The sequence below is a fragment of the Massilia eurypsychrophila genome, assembly GCF_002760655.1.
Taxonomy (GTDB): domain Bacteria; phylum Pseudomonadota; class Gammaproteobacteria; order Burkholderiales; family Burkholderiaceae_D; genus JAFCUW01.
The window spans coordinates 36,151-53,841 of record NZ_PDOC01000014.1 but is presented as its reverse complement, the minus strand read 5'-3'; the positions used below and the strand labels follow the sequence as shown (position 1 = coordinate 53,841).

Below are 17,691 nucleotides of genomic sequence, written 5' to 3'. Positions count from 1 at the left end.
TAGCGAGACAGACCAATGTGAACAAGGGCACCGTCGCCCACCCCAGAAATACCTAGTTTGGAGAAATACCATGGCCGCATTCATCAACACCAATACCGCTTCCCTTAATTCCCAGCGTAACCTGAGCTCGTCGCAGACCTCCCTGACGACCTCGCTGCAGCGCCTTTCCTCCGGCTTGCGCATCAACAGCGCCAAGGACGACGCCGCAGGCCTGGCGATCTCCGAGCGCATGACGTCGCAGATCCGGGGTAACGACCAGGCAGCCCGTAACGCCAACGACGGCATCTCGCTGGCGCAAACGGCTGAGGGCGATCTGACCCAGATCGGTACCAACTTGCAGCGTATCCGCGAACTGGCTGTGCAGGCCGCCAACGGCAGCAACAGCGCCAGCGACCGTGCATCGCTGAACAACGAAGCGAGCTCGCTGATCGCCGAGATCGACCGCGTCGCTTCGAGCTCCTCGTTCAACGGCAACAAGCTGCTCGACGGCACTTTCACATCGCAATCGTTCCAGGTCGGCGCCAACAACACCAGCAACGACCGCATCTCGATCGATGCCATCTCCAGCGCCAAGGCCAGCAGCCTGGGCGTCGGTTCAGGTTCGAGCTACTCGGCCACCAAGGTCGGCACCGGCAACGTCACTTCGGCCGCGCTGACCGCAGGCGAACTGTCGATCAACGGCTACAGCGTCGGCGCCTCGAGCACCGACGGCGTCTCGTTCGCCGACGGCGCTGCCAGCGGCATTGCCAAGGCTGCGGCCATCAACGCTGTCAGCGCCCAGACCGGTGTCACGGCAACTACCGGCGCCACCGCCGCAGTGGGCCAGGTCGCAACCGCCTTCGGCTCGACCTCGACCGGCGACGTGCTGATCAACGGCGTCGACATCGGCGCCATCGGCGCCGGCACCAACGCGGTCGACCGCGGCACCCAGACCGCAGCGGCGATCAACGCCAAAACGGCCCAGACCGGCGTGACCGCATCGGCCGACGCGACCGGCATCGTCTCGCTGGCCGCTGCCGATGGCCGCAACATCACCGTCAAGACCACCACCGCCGGCGGCGCCGGCACCGGCCTGAACGCAGCAACCTCGTCGGCCGGCACCACCACCACGTCGAAGCTGACCCTCACCTCGAGCGGCGCGGCAGGCATCACGGTCGGCGGCACCACCGGCCTGGCCGCGACCGGCCAGTCGGTGACGTTCGCTGCGGCAACGGCCACCGCCGGCGCCGGCGTGTCCTCGCTGAACCTGACCACCGCGGCAGGGGCGCAGGCGGCCCTGACGACGCTCGACTCGGCCCTGGCCAACGTCAACAGCTCGCGCGCTTCGCTCGGTGCTTACCAGAACCGTTTCGCTTCGGTGGTGACCAGCCTGCAAACGACGTCGGAGAACTTGTCGGCTTCGCGTAGCCGGATTCAGGATACCGACTTCGCCAAAGAAACCGCTTCGCTGACGCGCGGCCAGATCTTGCAGCAAGCAGGTACTGCGATGCTGGCCCAGGCCAACTCGCTGCCGAACGGCGTGCTGGCCCTGCTGCGCGGCTAAGCGCCAAGCATCTGGTTCTATGCCTGACCCGGCCCGGATTTTCCGGTCCGGGTTTTTCTACATTTGGGACTTACCATGAATATCAGTCAAATCAGCAGCAGCGCGGCTCCGGCCGCCGCCACCGCCGAACGCAAGGCCGCGATCGAGCCGCAGGCACCCAAGGCCACGGCGCGCAGCGGCGGCGCCGACAGCCTCAAGGAGACGTCCGCCGAGGAGCAGCAGCAATTGCCCGAAGCCCTCAAACGCATCAATACGGTGCTGCAGGTGCGCGCCCCCGGTCTCGAATTTTCGGTCGACGACGACAGCGCGCGTGCCATCGTCAAAGTGATCGATACCAACACCAACGAAGTGATCCGCCAGATGCCGTCGAAAGAGGCGCTCGAGATCGCCAAGGCGCTCGAACGGCTTGACAGTCTGCTCATCCGCGATAAGGCTTAGTGTTAGCCAGAAATAGAAGGTGAATCCCCTTCTCAAGTTCGAATAGCCACTGCCGTTAACAAGTTATATTCTAGACTTTCGCGGGAGCACAAATGGCACTTTCCTCAGCAGGCATCGGTTCGAACCTCGACGTCGACGGCATCGTCTCGAAGCTGATGTCGGTCGAGCGCCAGCCACTGACGAAACTGGCCAGGCAAGAGGCCAGCTACCAGACCAAGCTGTCCGGCTTCGGCACCCTCAAGGGCGCCCTGACCTCGTTCCAGACGTCGGTGCGCAACCTGTCCGACATCAGCAAATTCCAGGGGCTCAAGGTCAGCGCCGCCGACGCCACCGTCGTCACCGCCAGCGCCACGGCGGCGGCCGTGCCAGGCACCTACGCACTCAACGTCACCCAATTGGCGCAAGCGCAGAAACTCGTCGCCGGCGGCGTTGTCAGCGACATCGCCCCGGTCGGCAAAGGCGTCATCACGTTCGACTTCGGCACCATTGCAGGCGGCGCCTACGACGCCGTCACCGGCAAATACACCGGCTCGACCTTCACCACGGCCGGCTCCGGCGTCAAGACCGTCACCATCGATTCGACCAACGACTCGCTCAGCGGCATCCGCGACGCCATCAACAAGGCCGCCATCGGCGTCACCGCCACCATCGTCAACGACGGCAGCGGCACGCCGTACCGCCTGTCGCTGAGCTCGAGCACGACCGGCGCGGCCGCCAGCATGAAGATCTCGGTGGCCAACACGGCGCCGGACACCGGCTTGGGCACGCTGCTCAACCACAACCCGGCCGGCAGTCAGGCGCTGGTGCAAAAATCCACCGCACAAAACGCCGAATTCACCGTCGACGGCATCGCCGTGTCCAAGCCTGCCAATATCGCCAGCGACGTGATCGGCGGGGTCACGCTCAATCTGCTCAAGACGACGACCACGCCGACCACGATCAGCATCGCGCGCGACACCGCGGCGGTGACCACCGCCGTCAATGACTTCGTCAAGGCCTATAACGAGATCAGCAAGAATTTCGTCGATGCCACTGCCTACAACGCCTCGACCAAGACCGCGGCGATCCTGAATGGCGAGGCGTCGGTGCGCGGCATGCAAGCCCAGGTGCGCGCGGTGCTTACCGCCCCCATCACCGGCGGCGCCAGCGCCTTTTCGAGGCTGTCGGAAATCGGCGTGGCGGTACAGAAGGACGGCTCGCTGGCCGTCGATGCCACCAAGCTCGGCAACGCGATCACCAACAACTTTAGCGATTTCGCCGGCTTGTTCGCTTCCGTCGGCAAGAGCAGCGACAGCCTGGTCGGCTACAAGGGCTTCACCAGCGCCACCAAGCCCGGCGCGTACGCACTCGACGTGTCGCAGCTTGCCACCAAGGGCAGCGCGACCGGCACCGCCGCCGTTACCGGCACCGCGCTGGTGATCGGCGCCGGCAACGACACGCTCGAGGTGCTGCTCAACGGCGTCAGTTCGACCATCCAGCTGACGCAAAAAACCTATGCCAGCGCGGCCGACCTGGCCGCCGAGGTGCAGTCGAAAATCAACGGCGCGCCGCTGTTTTCCGCTGCCGGCTCGGCCGTCGCGGTCAGCGCCCCCGGCGGCATCTTGTCGATGACGTCGAATAAGTATGGGTCGGCCTCGACCGTGTCGATCACCGGCGGCAGCGGCCAGGCCAACCTGAACTTCGTCGCCAGCGGCGCCACCGTGGTAACCGGGCTCGACGTCGCCGGCACCGTCAACGGCATGCCCGCCACCGGCAACGGCCAGGTGCTCACCAGCAGTTCGGGCGACTCGGCAGGACTGGCGCTGACGGTCGGCGGCGGCGCCATTGGCGCGCGCGGCACCGTCAATTACTCGCAAGGCTACGCGCACCAGTTCGACACGCTGGCCACCTCGATCCTCGGCACCACCGGCTCGCTGCTGGCGCGTACCGACGGCATCTCGGCGTCGATCAAGGGCCTCGGCAAGAGCCAGGAGGCGTTGCTTGCACGACTCGCCGTGGTTGAAAAGCGCTACCGCGCGCAGTTCACCGCGCTCGACCTGACCATCAGCAGCATGAATACGACCAGCAATTTCTTGACCCAGCAGCTGGCGCAGTTCGCCAACCTCGCTTCGCAGTAACCCGATAAAACAGAAAGGAACCGTCCATGTTTGGATCGTCGCACAAGGGAGCCAACGCCTACGCCAAGGTCGGCCTCGAAACCGGGGTCGTCGCCTCCAGCCCGCACAAGCTGATCGTCATGCTGTTCGACGGCGCGCTGGTGTCCTTGCGGGCCGCCGTCGTGCACATGAAGGCGGGCGAAATCGAAAAGAAGGGCAATGCGATTTCGAAAGTCATCATGATCGTCGAGAACGGCCTGCGCGCCAGCCTCGACAAGACAGCCGGCGGCCAGATCGCCCACAGCCTCGACGCCCTGTACGAATACATGGGGCGCCGGCTGATGCTGGCCAACCTGACCAACGACACCGCCATCCTCGACGAGGTGCACACCTTGCTGGCCGACCTGAAGGGCGCCTGGGAAGCGATCGGCGACAGCGTCAATACGGTTGCCGCGCCGCCGCCGCGGCCGACCGCCTACGACAGCCTTGCCCCACGTACTGCATCTTTTGTGAGCGCCGGATAATGATGAATAGTGACCAGGTAATTTCGCTGTACGAAACCGTGTCCGAACTGACCGGCCAGATGCTGCAGGCCGCCCAGGTGCGCGACTGGGAAAACCTCGCCGCGCTCGAGTCGCATTGCGCCAGCCATATCCAGTCGCTCAAGGATGGCGAGCCGGTCGTCGCGCTGAGCGGTGACAGGCGCCTGCGCAAGGTCGCCATCATCCACCAGATCCTCGCCCACGATCGCGAGATCCGCAACCTGACGACGCCGTGGATGGCCGAACTGTCGGCCCTCATCAACAGCAGCGGCGCCTCGCGCAAGCTGTCGGCGGCGTACGGCGCCTGATCGGAATTGACCGCCATGCCCGCCCGTGCGGTGACTGACGCCGGCGGCCTGACTGCAACAGGGGCGCAATGAGTCCCGCCGACAGCATCCACCTCGCGCCGGTCGGCCGCGTCACCGCGGCCACCGCCGTCGAAGCGGTCGCCGATGCCCGCCAGCAGGAGTTCCAGCGCTCGCTGGCCGGCCAGCTCGGCAAATCGATGCCCGCCGAAGTGCTGGCGCGCCTGACCGACGGCAGCTTCCTCGTTCGTGTGGCCGGCACGCCGGCGCGCATGATGCTGCCGGCGAACGCGCAGCCGGGCGCCGAAGTACCGCTGACCTTGGTGTCGATCAGTCCGCGCCCCACCTTCCAGGTCACCAACGCGCCGCAGTCGGCGCCGTTCCAGGCGTTCGCCGACAACCTGCCCGACCAGCCGTCGCTGTACGGCGCCAACGGCAATGCGGCCGGCAGCGCGGCCGGCAGCGCGGCCGGCACCGCCCGCGCCGGCGCCATGCAGCGCGCCGCCGGCCTGTTCAGCGATGCCCCGCCGGCCGGCCAGCTTGCCGACTCCGACTCCTCCAGCACGCGCTCGACCATCAGCGAGGCTGCGCGCGTCATCACCACCGTCCTCGGCGCCGCCGGCCGCGCGCCCAATCCCCAGACGACCATCGTCGCGCCGCTGCCGCTGATGGCGGCGCCGAGCGCCGACCCGGTCAAGCTGGCGGCGGTGCTGAAGGACGCCATCGGCGCCAGCGGCCTGTTCTACGAATCGCATGTCGCCGAATGGTCGGCCGGCAAGCGAGATCTCACCGAGCTGCAGCGCGAGCCGCAGATGCAGCGCGCCGCAGCCAGGCAGGAAGCCGGGCCCGCGGCGCCGGCGCCTGCATCTGCCGCGGCCGCCGCAGCATCGGCCGCGTTCGCGCCGGGCGGCGCCATCCCCGCCGATCCGGCCACCGCCCAGTTCATCAACCTGCAGCTGGCCAGCCACGAGCAGGGCCGCGTCGCCTGGCAGGGCCAGTTGTGGCCGGGTCAGGACATGTCGTGGCAGATCAGCCGCGACCCGCCCGAGCGCGGCGAGCGCCAGGCGAGCGGCGGCGAAGCGCCCGAAGCGCCCTGGCGCAGCGCGCTGCGGCTGCGCTTTGCCGCGCTCGGCGAAATCGGCGCCACCGTGGTGCTCGCCGGCGACCAGCTGCACATCCAGCTGCAGCCGGGCTCGGACGCGATCGGCAACCTGCTGCGCGCGCGCGCCGGCGAACTGCAGCGCTCGCTCGAAGCGTCCGGCAATCCGCCCGCCTCGCTGACCGTCGGCGCCGCCCGGGAGCCGGGCAATGTCTGACGACGCCGCCAGCCGCCGGCACCAGAACGCGGTCGCGCTGGCCTACCAGGACGGCGACGGCGCGCCCAAGGTGGTGGCCAAGGGCAAGGGCCTGATGGCCCAGCAGATCATCGGCCGCGCCCAGCAGGCCGGCGTGTTCGTGCACGAGTCGAAGGAGCTGGTCGCGTTGCTAATGGAAGTGGACCTCGACCGCCAGATTCCGCCGGCGCTGTACCGCGCGATTGCGGAACTGCTGGCCTGGCTATATCATATTGAATCTGCACAAGGAAATGGCGGCCCGGCGACGCCGGTTCCCGACGTGGTCCGACTCATCAATACCTAACATACCCGGCTGGGAACGATGCAACCAATAAACGATGTAGGTCTGGAAAACTGGCACGATTTCGAGGTCAGCTCGCGCCGTGAAATCATCGCGCTGCTGCGCAGCATCGGCGAAAAGAACCAGCTGGTACGCATGCTGGTCCAGGGCGAGGCCGACGTCTGCGTCACCTCGGTGCTCGACGTCGACGCCGACACCAATTCCGTCATCCTCGACCGCTCGATCGACAGCGCCCAGAACCTGCGCATCCTGCGCGGCCAGCGCATTTCCTTCGAAACCTCGCTCGACAAGATCCGCATCCTGTTTTCCGGCGAAGGCGTCACCGAGACCACGTTCGAAAACGCGCCGGCGCTGAAACTGGCCTTGCCTGTGTCGCTGATCCGCCTGCAGCGGCGCGAGTTCTACCGCATGGCCACGCCCCTCGGCAACCCGGTGCGCGCGATGATCCAGATGCCCGAGGAACTCGGCGGCACCACGGTCGGTTTTCCGCTGTCGGACATCAGCTGCGGCGGCATCGCCATCCTCGACAACAAGCTGGTGCTGGGCGACACCATCGGCATCAACTACGAAGGCGTGCGCATCGACCTGCCCGAGATCGGCGCCGTCACCACCACGCTGCAGGTGCGCAACTCGGTCGACCTCACGCTGCTCAATAACAAGACCAACCGCCGTCTCGGCTGCCACTTCATCGACATCTCGCGCGGCAACCTGGCGATGGTGCAGCGCTACATCACCAAGCTCGAGCGCGAACGCAATGCCCGCATCGCCGGCCTGAACTGATCACTTCGCGCTGATCGGCGAAGACATCGCAAACACCCGGCACGGATCTTGCTTGCAGCACCGGCATGAAATCGCGTCAACCTCCTCCCCCGAAGCTGCGCATCGTCGTCGCCACCACCATCGTGCCGCCTGGCGAGCACGATGACGCCGCCCTCGCCGCCCAGGTTCGGCGCGGCAACGCGCTGCGCATCGGCCTGCTCGAAGCCGGCTACGACCTGGTCGCCTCGCTACCGGCCGACATGTTCCTGCCCGAGCGCATCGCCCAGCTGCAGCCCGACCTGATCATCATCGACGCCGAATCGGACGCCCGCGACGTGCTCGAACACATCGTCATCACCAGCCGCGACGAGAGACGCCCGATCGTCCTGTTCACCGAGGACGACACCACCTCCAGCATGGAAGCGGCGATGGCGGCCGGCGTCTCGGCGTACATCGTCGCCGGCCTCAAGGCCGAACGCATCAAGCCGGTGCTCGGCGTGGCGCTGGCGCGCTTCCGGCAGGAACAAAAGCTGCTCGACGAGCTGGCCGACACGCGCCACAAGCTGGCCGAACGCAAAGTTGTCGAGCGCGCCAAGGGCGTGCTGATGGCGCACCAGCAGCTGACCGAGGAACAGGCCTTCCAGAAGCTGCGCAGCATGGCCATGAACAAGAAGCTGAAACTGTCCGAGATCGCCCAGCGCATCCTCGACGTCGAAGACCTGCTGGGCTGACCCGGCGCACCAAACAAGGAGTGGTATGGCAGGAGTGGCAAATGCGGGAGTCGGCGCACCCGAGCAGGAAATCGTGCGGGTCGGCTTCATGCCGCTCACCGACTGCGCCTCGCTGGTGATGGCGTCGGTGCTCGGCTTCGACCAGCGCTACGGCATCCGCATCGAACTGTGCCGCGAGATGTCCTGGTCGTCGGTGCGCGACAAGCTGTGCGACGGCGCGCTCGACGCCTCGCACGCGCTGTACGGCCTGGTCACCGGCGCCCACCTCGGCTTTGGCGCCCGCCAGCGCGACATGGCCGTGCTGATGGGCCTGAGCCAGAACGGCCAGGCCATCACGCTGTCGCGCCGCCTCGCCAGCCGCGGCGCCGTCGACGGCCCCTCGCTCAAGGCGCTGCTGGCGGTGACCGAGCGGCGCATGACCTTCGCCCATACTTTCCCGGGCGGCAATCACGCATTGCTGCTCAACTACTGGCTCGCCGCCCACGGCATCGATCCGCAGCACGACGTGCGCCTGGTCACCTTGCCGCCGTCGCAGATGGCCGCCAGCCTCGAAGCGGGCCACCTCGACGGCTTTTGCGCCGGCGAACCCTGGAGCGCCCGTGCGGTGCAGGACAACTGCGGCGTCACCGCCTCCACCAGCCAGCAAATCTGGCGCAACCATCCCGGCAAGGTGCTTGGCGCCAGCGCCGACTTCGCACGCCGCAGTCCGCGCACCTGCATCGCGCTGGTCGCCGCGGTACTCGACGCTGCCCGCTGGATCGAGGCCGACGAGGCCCACCGCGAGGCCGCCGCCGAAGTGCTCGCCAGCCCGGCCTACATCAACGCTGCCCAGGAGCTGATCGCCGCGCGGCTGCTGGGGCGCTACCAGGACGGGCTCGGCAAGAGCTGGACCGACCACGACCGCCTGCGCTTCCACGGCGAAGGCGACGTCAATTTTCCGTGGCTGTCGGACGCAATGTGGTTCATGACCCAGCAGCGCCGCTGGGGCATGCTGAAGACCGACCCCGACTACCTGGCGGTGGCCGGCGCCATCAACCAGGTCGAGCTGTACCGCGAAGCGGCCGAGCTCAGCGGCACGCCGGTCCCGGCCGGCGTGATGCGCTCTTCAACGCTGATGGACGGCAAGCCGTAGGACGGCAGCGACCCCGCCGGCTACGCCGCCTCCTTCACCGCGGGCATATCTCCGACCGCTATCCGGTGATCCGTCGAAGCAAAAGCTAGCGGTGTGAACATCGCATGCACGTTTCACGCTGCATCGCATCATTTTCGGGCATGCACGCACCGCGATGATGCGTATCGGTTTGCCCGCTCACCTCAGCACGGGCACGCGCCTCTGGCACGCTTCCTGCTCATACAACCATAACGGATCAACGGCGATCCCCTTAGATACACAGCGCTGGTCCAAAGGCGGACCGGCAAGGACAACGGCGTCCGCCCAACCTGGTTATACCAACCGGGCTTGTGCGGACGCCTTTTCGTTTTTAACGGGACTGACATGGCCAGCAAAGCAACCAGCATCAAACTGTTCTCCTTCTCGACGCCACCGATGCGCGCCTTCCACCTGACCTGGATGGCGTTCTTCGTCTGCTTCTTCGCCTGGTTCGCCTGCGCCCCGCTGATGCCGGTCATCAAAGGCGAATTCGGCCTGTCGATCGCCCAGATCGCCAACATCAACATCGCCGCGGTCGCCATCACCATCCTGGTCCGCCTGATCATCGGCCCGATGTGCGACCGCTACGGCCCGCGCAAGACCTACACCGGCCTGCTGCTGCTCGGCGCCATCCCTGTACTCGGCGTGGCGCTGTCGCAAAGCTACGAAAGCTTCCTGTTCTTCCGCCTCGGCATCGGCGCGGTCGGCGCCAGCTTCGTCATCACCCAGTACCACACCTCGGTCATGTTCGCGCCCAACGTCGTCGGCACCGCCAACGCCGCCGCCGCCGGCTGGGGCAACACCGGCGGTGGCGCCGCCCAGGTCCTGATGCCGCTGCTGATGGCCGCCGTCATCATGATGGGCGTCAGCGAAACGCTCGGCTGGCGCGTCGCCCTGCTGGTCCCTGGCGTGCTGATGATCATCATGGCCGGCCTGTACTACCGCTACACCCAGGACTGCCCGCAAGGCAACTACTCCGAGATGCGCGCGGCGGGCATCGCCGTTGACGGTGGCAAGAAGGGGGGCTGGGACAGCTTCAAGGCCGCCGCCGCCAACTACCGCGTCTGGCTGCTGTTCGTCACCTACGGCGCCTGCTTCGGTATCGAGATCTTCATCCACAACATCGCCGCTGTTTACTACGTCGACCACTTCGGCCTGTCGCTCGGCGCCGCCGGCATGGCCGCCGGCAGCTTTGGCCTGCTGGCGCTGTTCGCCCGTGCCCTCGGCGGCTACCTGTCCGACCGCGGCGCTGCCCGCGGCAACCTCAACAGCCGCGTCACGCTGCTGTTCATCATGATGATCGGCGAAGGCCTGGGCCTCTTGTGGTTCGCCAACGCCGACACCGTCACCTACGCCGTCATCGCCATGCTGTGCTTCGGCCTGTTCACCCACATGGCTTGCGGCGCCACCTACGCGCTGGTGCCCTTCATCGACAGCAAGGCGCTTGGCGGCGTGGCCGGCATCATTGGCGCCGGCGGCAATGTCGGCGCAGTCGCAGCCGGCTTCCTGATGAAAGGCACCGGCGACATCCAGCAAACCCTCAGCATCCTGTCCGCCCTGGTGGTGATCGCCGCGCTGTGCGCCATCGCCGTCCGCTTCAGCATCAACACCACCACCGAACTTGCACCGGCCGGCGCCGCGGCATAAGGAGAACACGCATGAAAATCATCGTCATCGGTCACGGCATGGTCGGCCACAAATTCCTCGAAACGCTGGCCGCGGAAGCCGCGCACCTCGAAGTGACGGTGCTGTGCGAAGAGCCGCGCCCCGCCTACGACCGCGTCCACCTGTCCGAGTTCTTCGCCGGCAAATCGGCCGACGACCTGTCGCTGGTGGCGCCTGGCTTCTTCGACAAGGGCAACGTCGCGCTCAAGCTCAACGCCAGGGTAACGGCGGTCGACCGCGCGGCGAAGACCGTCACTGTCAACAGCGGCGAAGTGCTCGCCTACGACAAGCTGGTCTTCGCCACCGGCTCCTACCCGTTCGTGCCGCCGCTGCCCGGCAAGGACCGCAAGGACTGCTTCGTCTACCGCACCATCGAAGACCTCGAAGCGATGCTCGAATGCGGCCAGCGCTCGAAGACCGGCGTCGTGATCGGCGGCGGCCTGCTAGGCCTCGAATGCGCCAAGGCGCTGCGCGACATGATGCTCGACACCCACGTCGTCGAATTCGCGCCGCGCCTGATGGCCGTGCAGGTCGACGACGGCGGCTCGCGCGTGCTGCGCAAAAAGATCGAGCAGCTCGGCGTCACCGTCCACACCCAAAAGAACACCCTTGAAATCATCGACGGCGAAGACGGCACCCACCGCATGCAGTTCGCCGACGGCAGCCACCTCGACGCCGACATGATCGTCTTCTCCGCCGGCATCCGCCCGCGCGACGAACTGGCACGCGACTGCGGCCTGGCCGTCGGCCCGCGCGGCGGCATCGCCATCGACAACAGCTGCCTCACCTCCGACCCCGACGTCTACGCCATCGGCGAATGCGCGCTGTGGGGCGGCCAGATTTTCGGCCTGGTCGCACCCGGCTACGAGATGGCGCGCACCGCGGCGCGCCACCTGCTTGGCGGCGCGCCCGCCTTCACCGGCGCCGACATGAGCACCAAGCTCAAACTGATGGGCGTCGACGTCGCCAGCATCGGCGACCCGCACGCCACCGAAGAAGGCAGCCGCTCCTACCAGTTCACCGACGAGCGCAAGCAGGTCTACAAGAAGATCGTCGTCTCCAGCTGCGGCAAGTACCTGCTCGGCGGCGTCCTCGTTGGCGACGCCGCCGAATACGGCACGCTGCTGCAGATGATGCTGAACCGGATCGAGCTGCCCGAGTCGCCAGAATTCCTGATCCTGCCGCAAAGCGACGGCAGCGCGCGCCCCGCCCTCGGCGTCGACGCCTTGCCCGACACCGCCCAAATCTGTTCCTGCAACGACGTCTCCAAGGGCGCCATTTGCGCCGCCGTGTGCGGCGGCGCCATCACCATCGGCGAAGTAAAAAGCTGCACCGCCGCCGGCACCAGCTGCGGAGGCTGCGTCGCCCTCGTCACCCAGGTCATGAAGGCCGAAATGAGCAAGCAGGGCCTGGCCGTCAACAACAACATCTGCGAGCACTTCGCCTACTCGCGCCAGGAGCTGTTCCACCTGATCCGCGTCGGTCAGATCAGGACCTTCCCCGAGCTCTTGGCCGCCCACGGCAAGGGCCTCGGCTGCGACGTCTGCAAACCCGCCGCCGCCAGCATCCTCGCCTCCACCTGGAACGACTTCGTCTTGACCCCCGTGCACGCCGCGGTACAGGACACCAACGACTACTACCTCGGCAACATCCAGAAGGACGGCACCTACTCGGTGGTGCCGCGCATGCCGGGCGGCGAAGTCACCGCCGACGGCCTGATCGCCGTCGGCCAGGTCGCCAAGAAGTACGGCCTGTACACCAAGATCACCGGCGGCGCCCGAGTCGACCTGTTCGGCGCCCGCGTCGACCAGCTGCCGCTGATCTGGGAAGAACTGATTGCCGCCGGCTTCGAATCCGGCCACGCCTACGGCAAGTCGCTGCGCACCGTGAAGTCCTGCGTCGGCAACACCTGGTGCCGCTACGGCGTCGGCGACAGCATGGGCTTCGCGATCGCGCTCGAGAACCGCTACAAGGGCCTGCGCACGCCGCACAAGATCAAGTTCGGCGTCTCCGGCTGCACCCGCGAATGCGCCGAAGCGCAAGGCAAGGACATCGGCCTGATCGCCACCGAAAAGGGCTGGAACCTCTACGTGTGCGGCAACGGCGGCATGAAGCCGCGCCACGCCGAACTGCTCGCCACCGACCTCGATGAAGCGACCGCGGTTCGCTACATCGACCGCCTGCTGATGTTCTACACCCGCACCGCCGACCGCCTGCAGCGCACCAGCGTCTGGCGCGACAACCTCGAAGGCGGCCTCGATTATTTGCGCGCCGTCGTCGTGAACGATTCGCTCGGTTTGGCTGTCGAACTTGAAGCGGACATGCAGCGCGTCGTCGACACGTACACCTGCGAATGGAAGGCTGCCATCGAAGACCCGGAAACGCGCAAGCGCTTCCGCCACTTCGTCAACAGCGAGCAGGCCGACCAGAACGTGGTGTTCATGTCCGAACGCGGCCAGATTCGTCCCGCCACGATCGAAGAACGCCAGCGCAAGACGATCCCGATCATCGCCCTCACCGCCTAGGAGAACCACATGAACCGCGACCTTCAAATCGCTAACTGGACGGCAGTCTGCGCGCTCGCCGACATCGTGCCCAACACCGGCGTGTGCGCGTTGTTCAACGGCGAGCAGGTCGCCGTCTTCCATGTCGACGACGGCGCCTCGCACGTCTACGCGATCGGCAATTACGACGCCAACTCCGGCGCCTCTGTCATCTCACGCGGCCTGGTCGGCAACCTGGGCGAGCGCATCGTCGTCGCCTCGCCCATCTACAAGCACCACTTCGACCTGCGCACCGGCGAATGCATCGAGGCGCCGGAGCACTCGGTCGGCAGCTTCCACGCCCGCATCGCCGAAGGAAAGGTCTGGGTCGGCGCATGAACGCGCCGCGGCAGTCGCTGGTCGTGATTGGCAACGGCATGGCCGGCATGCGCACGGTCGAAGAACTGCTCAAGCTCTCGCCCGAGCTGTACGACATCACCGTATTCGGCGCCGAGCCGCACGGTAACTACAACCGCATCCTGCTCTCGCCCGTGCTGGCGGGCGAAAAGAACATCGACGACATCATGCTGCACCCCCGCCAGTGGTATGCCGACAACGGCATTACGCTGCACGCCGGCGATCCGGTGGTCCACATCGACCGCCGCCGCCGCATGGTGCGCTCCAAGTCCGGCCGCGAAGTCTGGTACGACCGCCTGCTGCTGGCCACCGGCTCCACGCCCTTCATCGTGCCGGTGCCTGGCCACAAGCTGGCCGGCGTGATCGGTTTCAGGGACATCTGCGACGTCGACACCATGCTCGAAGCTGCGCGCAGCGGCGGCCGCGCGGTCGTCATCGGCGGCGGCCTGCTCGGCCTCGAAGCGGCCAACGGCCTGCTACGGCGCGGCATGCACGTCACCGTCGTCCACGTCACCGACAGCCTGATGAACCAGCAGCTCGACAAGCCGGCGTCGCTGCTGCTCAAAAACGCGCTCGAACTCAAGGGCCTGCACTTCATGCTGGACGCACACACCGCCGAAATCATCGGCGGCAAGCGTGTCAGCGCCGTGCGCTTCAAGGACGGCAGTGAGATCGCCGCCGACCTGGTCGTGATGGCCGCCGGCGTGCGCCCCAACATCGCGCTGGCGCAGGAAGCAGGCCTGCACTGCGAGCGCGCCATCGTCGTCGACGACACCTTGCAAACCTACGACCCGCGCATCTACGCTGTGGGCGAATGCGTACAGCACCGCAGCAGCACGTTCGGCCTGGTAGCGCCCATCTGGGACCAGGCCAAAGTCTGCGGCGCCCACCTGGCGCGCAGCGGCCACCGCCGCTACGTGCAGACCGCCACGCCGACGAAACTCAAGGTCACCGGCGTCGACCTCTATTCGGTGGGCGACTTCATCGGCGCCGAGGGCACCGAAGACCTGGTGCTGCGCGATCCGCGCCGCGGCATCTACAAGCGGCTGGTCCTGAGCGGCAACCGCATCGCCGGCGCGGTGCTGTACGGCGACGTGCAGGACGGCCCGTGGTATTTCGGCCTGATCCAGGACCGCACCGACATCTCCTCCATGCGCAACCGATTGTTGTTTGGCGAAGCGCTGTGCGCGCAAGCCGCCTGACGAGGAACCCTTCAATGAATCTCTCCCCCATTCCACTGGCCATTCGCACTGCCTGTCCGTATTGCGGCGTTGGCTGCGGCGTGTTGGCCACCCCGGTCGGCGACGGCGCCGTCATCATCGCGGGCGACGACGCCCACCCCGCCAATCGCGGGCGCCTGTGCGTCAAAGGCTCGGCGCTCGGCGACACCCTTAGCTTGGACGGCCGCCTGCTGCATCCGTCCGTGCGCGAAGATGGCGCGCTGCGCCAGGTATCGTGGGACGCCGCGCTCGACAAGATCGCCGGCGGCTTTCGCGATATCATCGCCGAGCACGGTCCCGATGCGGTCGCGCTGTACGTCTCCGGCCAGCTGCTGACCGAAGACTACTACGTCGCCAACAAACTCATGAAAGGTTACATCGGCAGCGCCAACATCGACACCAATTCGCGCCTGTGCATGTCGTCAGCCGTGGCCGGCCACAAGCGCGCCTTCGGCGAGGACCTGGTGCCTGGCTGCTACGACGACTTCGAGCAGGCCGACATGGTGGTGCTGGTCGGCTCCAACACCGCCTGGTGCCACCCGATCCTGTTCCAGCGCATCTCCGCGATCAAGGAAGCGCGTCCCGAATTCAAGGTCGTCGTCATCGACCCGCGCCGCACCGCCACCTGCGAGCTGGCCGACCTGCACCTGCCGGTCAAGCCCGGCACCGACGTCTGGTTGTTCAATGGCCTGCTCAGCTACCTGGCCCGTAATGGCAAGGTCGACGCCGGCTTTGTCGCCGCGCACACCAGCGGCTTCGATGGCGCCCTCGACGTGGCGGAACACGACTGCGCCGATCCGCTGGCGGTGGCCAAGGCCTGCCGCGTCGAACCGGAAGCGCTGCTCGACTTTTACCGTTCGTTTGCCGCCACCACGAAGGTCGTCACAGCCTTCTCGCAGGGCGTCAACCAGTCGTCGGCCGGCACCGACAAGGTCAACGCCATCATCAACTGCCACCTGCTGACCGGCCGTATCGGCAAGCCTGGCATGGGACCGTTCTCGCTGACCGGCCAGCCCAATGCGATGGGCGGGCGCGAAGTCGGCGGCCTGTCGAACATGCTGGCCGCCCACATGGATCTCGACAACCCGCTGCACCGCGAGACAGTCCAGGGATTCTGGCAGGCGCCACGCATCGCCGATAAACCTGGCCTGAAAGCGGTCGACCTGTTCCGCGACATTGAGGCGGGCAAGGTCAAGGCCGTGTGGATCGTCGCCACCAACCCGCTGGTCAGCCTGCCGGACGCCAACCAGGTGCAGCGCGCACTCGAAAAATGCGAGCTGGTGGTGGTGAGCGACATCGTCGCCGGCACCGACACCAACGCCTTTGCCGACGTCCTCCTGCCGGCGCTCGGCTGGGGCGAAAAGGACGGCACCGTCACAAATTCCGAACGCTGCATATCTCGCCAGCGCGCATTCCTGCCGGCGCCCGGCGAAGCGCGCGCCGACTGGAAAGCGCTGTGCCAGGTCGCGCAGCGGATGGGCTTCGACGGCTTCGATTTCGACGGCCCGCATCAGATTTTCGACGAACACGCTCGCCTGAGCGCATATCGCAATACGCCGGCGGCCGCGCCGCGCGCTTTCAGCATCGGCGGCTTGAGGGGCCTGACGGCGCGCCAGTACGATGAACTTGAGCCAGTACAGTGGCCCGTGTCACCAGGTGGCGCCGGCACCGCCCGCCTGTTCGCAGACGGCGGCTTCGCCCACCGCGACGGCAGGGCGCGTTTCATCGCCACCGCCACCCGCGCGCCGGTGCACATGCCGGACGCCGAGTACCCGCTGGTTCTCAACACCGGGCGCGTGCGCGACCAGTGGCACACGATGACGCGCACCGGCAAGGCCGCGCGCCTGTCCGGCCACGTATCCGAATCGTTCATCGACATGCACCCGCAAGACGCGCTCAAATTCGGCGTGCGCGAAGGCGAACTGGCGCGCGTGTCGAGCCAGTGGGGCGCCATGGTCGCGCGAGTGCAGCATGGCGGCGGCATCGCCCGCGGCGGCGTCTTCATTCCGATCCACTGGAACGGCCAGACCGCGTCCGACGCGCGCGTTGGCACGGTAGTCAATCCTGCCGTCGACCCGATCTCGGGCGAGCCCGAATTCAAGCACACGCCGGTGACGATCGAGCGCTTCGGCGTATCGTGGCACGGCTTCATCCTGAGCCGCAGCGACCTGCCGCTCGACGGCGTGGCCCACTGGACGCGGATCCAGGGCCAGCAATTTACGCGCTACGAGATGGCCGGGCGAGGCGCAATTCCCGACCATGGCGCCTGGGCGCGCGCGCTGCTCGGCGTGGCCGATGCCCACGCCGACTGGCTCGACTACGCAGATCGCAGCGGCGCCGTCTACCGCGCGGTGCACATCGTTAACGAGCGCATCGAACAGTGCGTGTTCATCTCGCCGCGGTCGGACCTGCCCTCGCGCGCCTGGCTGGAGAGCCTGTTCGCCAAGGACGAGCTGTCGCAGCTTGACCGCGTGGGACTGCTAAGTGGGCAGGCAGCCGAAAAAGGTGTCGACGTCGGGCCGACGGTGTGCTCCTGCTTCGGCGTCGGCCGCAACACGATTTGCGATGCGATCCGCGCCAACCGCCTGACAACAGCGGCCGAGATCACTGCGTGTGTGAAAGCCGGCGGCAACTGCGGCTCGTGCGTGCCCGAGCTCAAACAACTGCTGGCACAGACGCGGGCAGCCGAGGCCCTTGCGTAATTCAC

At 66.7% G+C, this 17,691-nt stretch carries 15 protein-coding genes; all 15 read left to right on the top strand.

The window, feature by feature from the left end; all coding sequences use genetic code 11:
- The first annotated feature begins 70 nt into the window (after positions 1 to 70).
- The 15 genes from CR105_RS19210 (at position 71) to CR105_RS19140 (ending at position 17,686) form a co-directional block, all read left to right on the top strand.
- A complete protein-coding gene (locus CR105_RS19210; protein ID WP_099791152.1) occupies positions 71 to 1,543 on the top strand; it encodes a flagellin N-terminal helical domain-containing protein in 1,473 nt (490 codons plus the stop codon).
- Between the two features lie 75 nt (positions 1,544 to 1,618).
- Positions 1,619 to 1,981, top strand: a complete 363-nt coding sequence (locus CR105_RS19205; protein WP_099791150.1) for a flagellar protein FlaG — start codon at positions 1,619 to 1,621, stop codon at positions 1,979 to 1,981.
- A gap of 92 nt (positions 1,982 to 2,073) precedes the next feature.
- Positions 2,074 to 4,098 carry a flagellar filament capping protein FliD gene (gene fliD / locus CR105_RS19200; protein WP_099791148.1) on the top strand — a complete coding sequence of 675 codons (2,025 nt, stop codon included), beginning with the start codon at positions 2,074 to 2,076 and terminating at the stop codon, positions 4,096 to 4,098.
- Between the two features lie 26 nt (positions 4,099 to 4,124).
- A complete protein-coding gene (fliS, locus tag CR105_RS19195; protein ID WP_099791146.1) occupies positions 4,125 to 4,601 on the top strand; it encodes a flagellar export chaperone FliS in 477 nt (158 codons plus the stop codon).
- Positions 4,601 to 4,927 carry a flagellar protein FliT gene (locus CR105_RS19190; RefSeq protein WP_307189647.1) on the top strand — a complete coding sequence of 109 codons (327 nt, stop codon included), beginning with the start codon at positions 4,601 to 4,603 and terminating at the stop codon, positions 4,925 to 4,927. Before fliS ends, CR105_RS19190 begins: the two co-directional genes overlap by 1 nt.
- 68 nt (positions 4,928 to 4,995) lie before the next feature.
- A complete protein-coding gene (gene fliK, locus CR105_RS19185; RefSeq protein WP_099791144.1) occupies positions 4,996 to 6,240 on the top strand; it encodes a flagellar hook-length control protein FliK in 1,245 nt (414 codons plus the stop codon).
- On the top strand, positions 6,233 to 6,562 hold the full coding sequence (locus tag CR105_RS19180) for an EscU/YscU/HrcU family type III secretion system export apparatus switch protein (RefSeq protein WP_099791142.1): 330 nt from the start codon (positions 6,233 to 6,235) through the stop codon (positions 6,560 to 6,562). Before fliK ends, CR105_RS19180 begins: the two co-directional genes overlap by 8 nt.
- A gap of 18 nt (positions 6,563 to 6,580) precedes the next feature.
- A complete protein-coding gene (locus CR105_RS19175; protein ID WP_099791140.1) occupies positions 6,581 to 7,339 on the top strand; it encodes a flagellar brake protein in 759 nt (252 codons plus the stop codon).
- Positions 7,340 to 7,404: 65 nt separating this feature from the next.
- On the top strand, positions 7,405 to 8,049 hold the full coding sequence (locus CR105_RS19170; RefSeq protein WP_099791138.1) for an ANTAR domain-containing response regulator: 645 nt from the start codon (positions 7,405 to 7,407) through the stop codon (positions 8,047 to 8,049).
- A gap of 25 nt (positions 8,050 to 8,074) precedes the next feature.
- Positions 8,075 to 9,181: a CmpA/NrtA family ABC transporter substrate-binding protein gene (locus tag CR105_RS19165; RefSeq protein WP_099791136.1), complete on the top strand. Its 1,107-nt coding sequence runs from the start codon at positions 8,075 to 8,077 to the stop codon at positions 9,179 to 9,181.
- Between the two features lie 363 nt (positions 9,182 to 9,544).
- Positions 9,545 to 10,846 carry an MFS transporter gene (locus CR105_RS19160; protein WP_099791135.1) on the top strand — a complete coding sequence of 434 codons (1,302 nt, stop codon included), beginning with the start codon at positions 9,545 to 9,547 and terminating at the stop codon, positions 10,844 to 10,846.
- An 11-nt stretch (positions 10,847 to 10,857) separates the two neighbouring features.
- Complete coding sequence (gene nirB / locus CR105_RS19155; protein WP_099791133.1) at positions 10,858 to 13,389, top strand: nitrite reductase large subunit NirB; 2,532 nt, start codon at positions 10,858 to 10,860, stop codon at positions 13,387 to 13,389.
- Between the two features lie 9 nt (positions 13,390 to 13,398).
- Positions 13,399 to 13,746: a nitrite reductase small subunit NirD gene (gene nirD, locus CR105_RS19150; protein ID WP_099791131.1), complete on the top strand. Its 348-nt coding sequence runs from the start codon at positions 13,399 to 13,401 to the stop codon at positions 13,744 to 13,746.
- The gene (locus CR105_RS19145) at positions 13,743 to 14,966 is read left to right on the top strand and encodes an NAD(P)/FAD-dependent oxidoreductase (protein ID WP_099791129.1); all 1,224 of its coding nucleotides are present in this window, start codon (positions 13,743 to 13,745) and stop codon (positions 14,964 to 14,966) included. The genes nirD and CR105_RS19145 overlap by 4 nt, the downstream gene beginning before the upstream one ends.
- A gap of 14 nt (positions 14,967 to 14,980) precedes the next feature.
- Positions 14,981 to 17,686: a nitrate reductase gene (locus CR105_RS19140; protein WP_099791127.1), complete on the top strand. Its 2,706-nt coding sequence runs from the start codon at positions 14,981 to 14,983 to the stop codon at positions 17,684 to 17,686.
- Positions 17,687 to 17,691 lie beyond the last annotated feature (5 nt).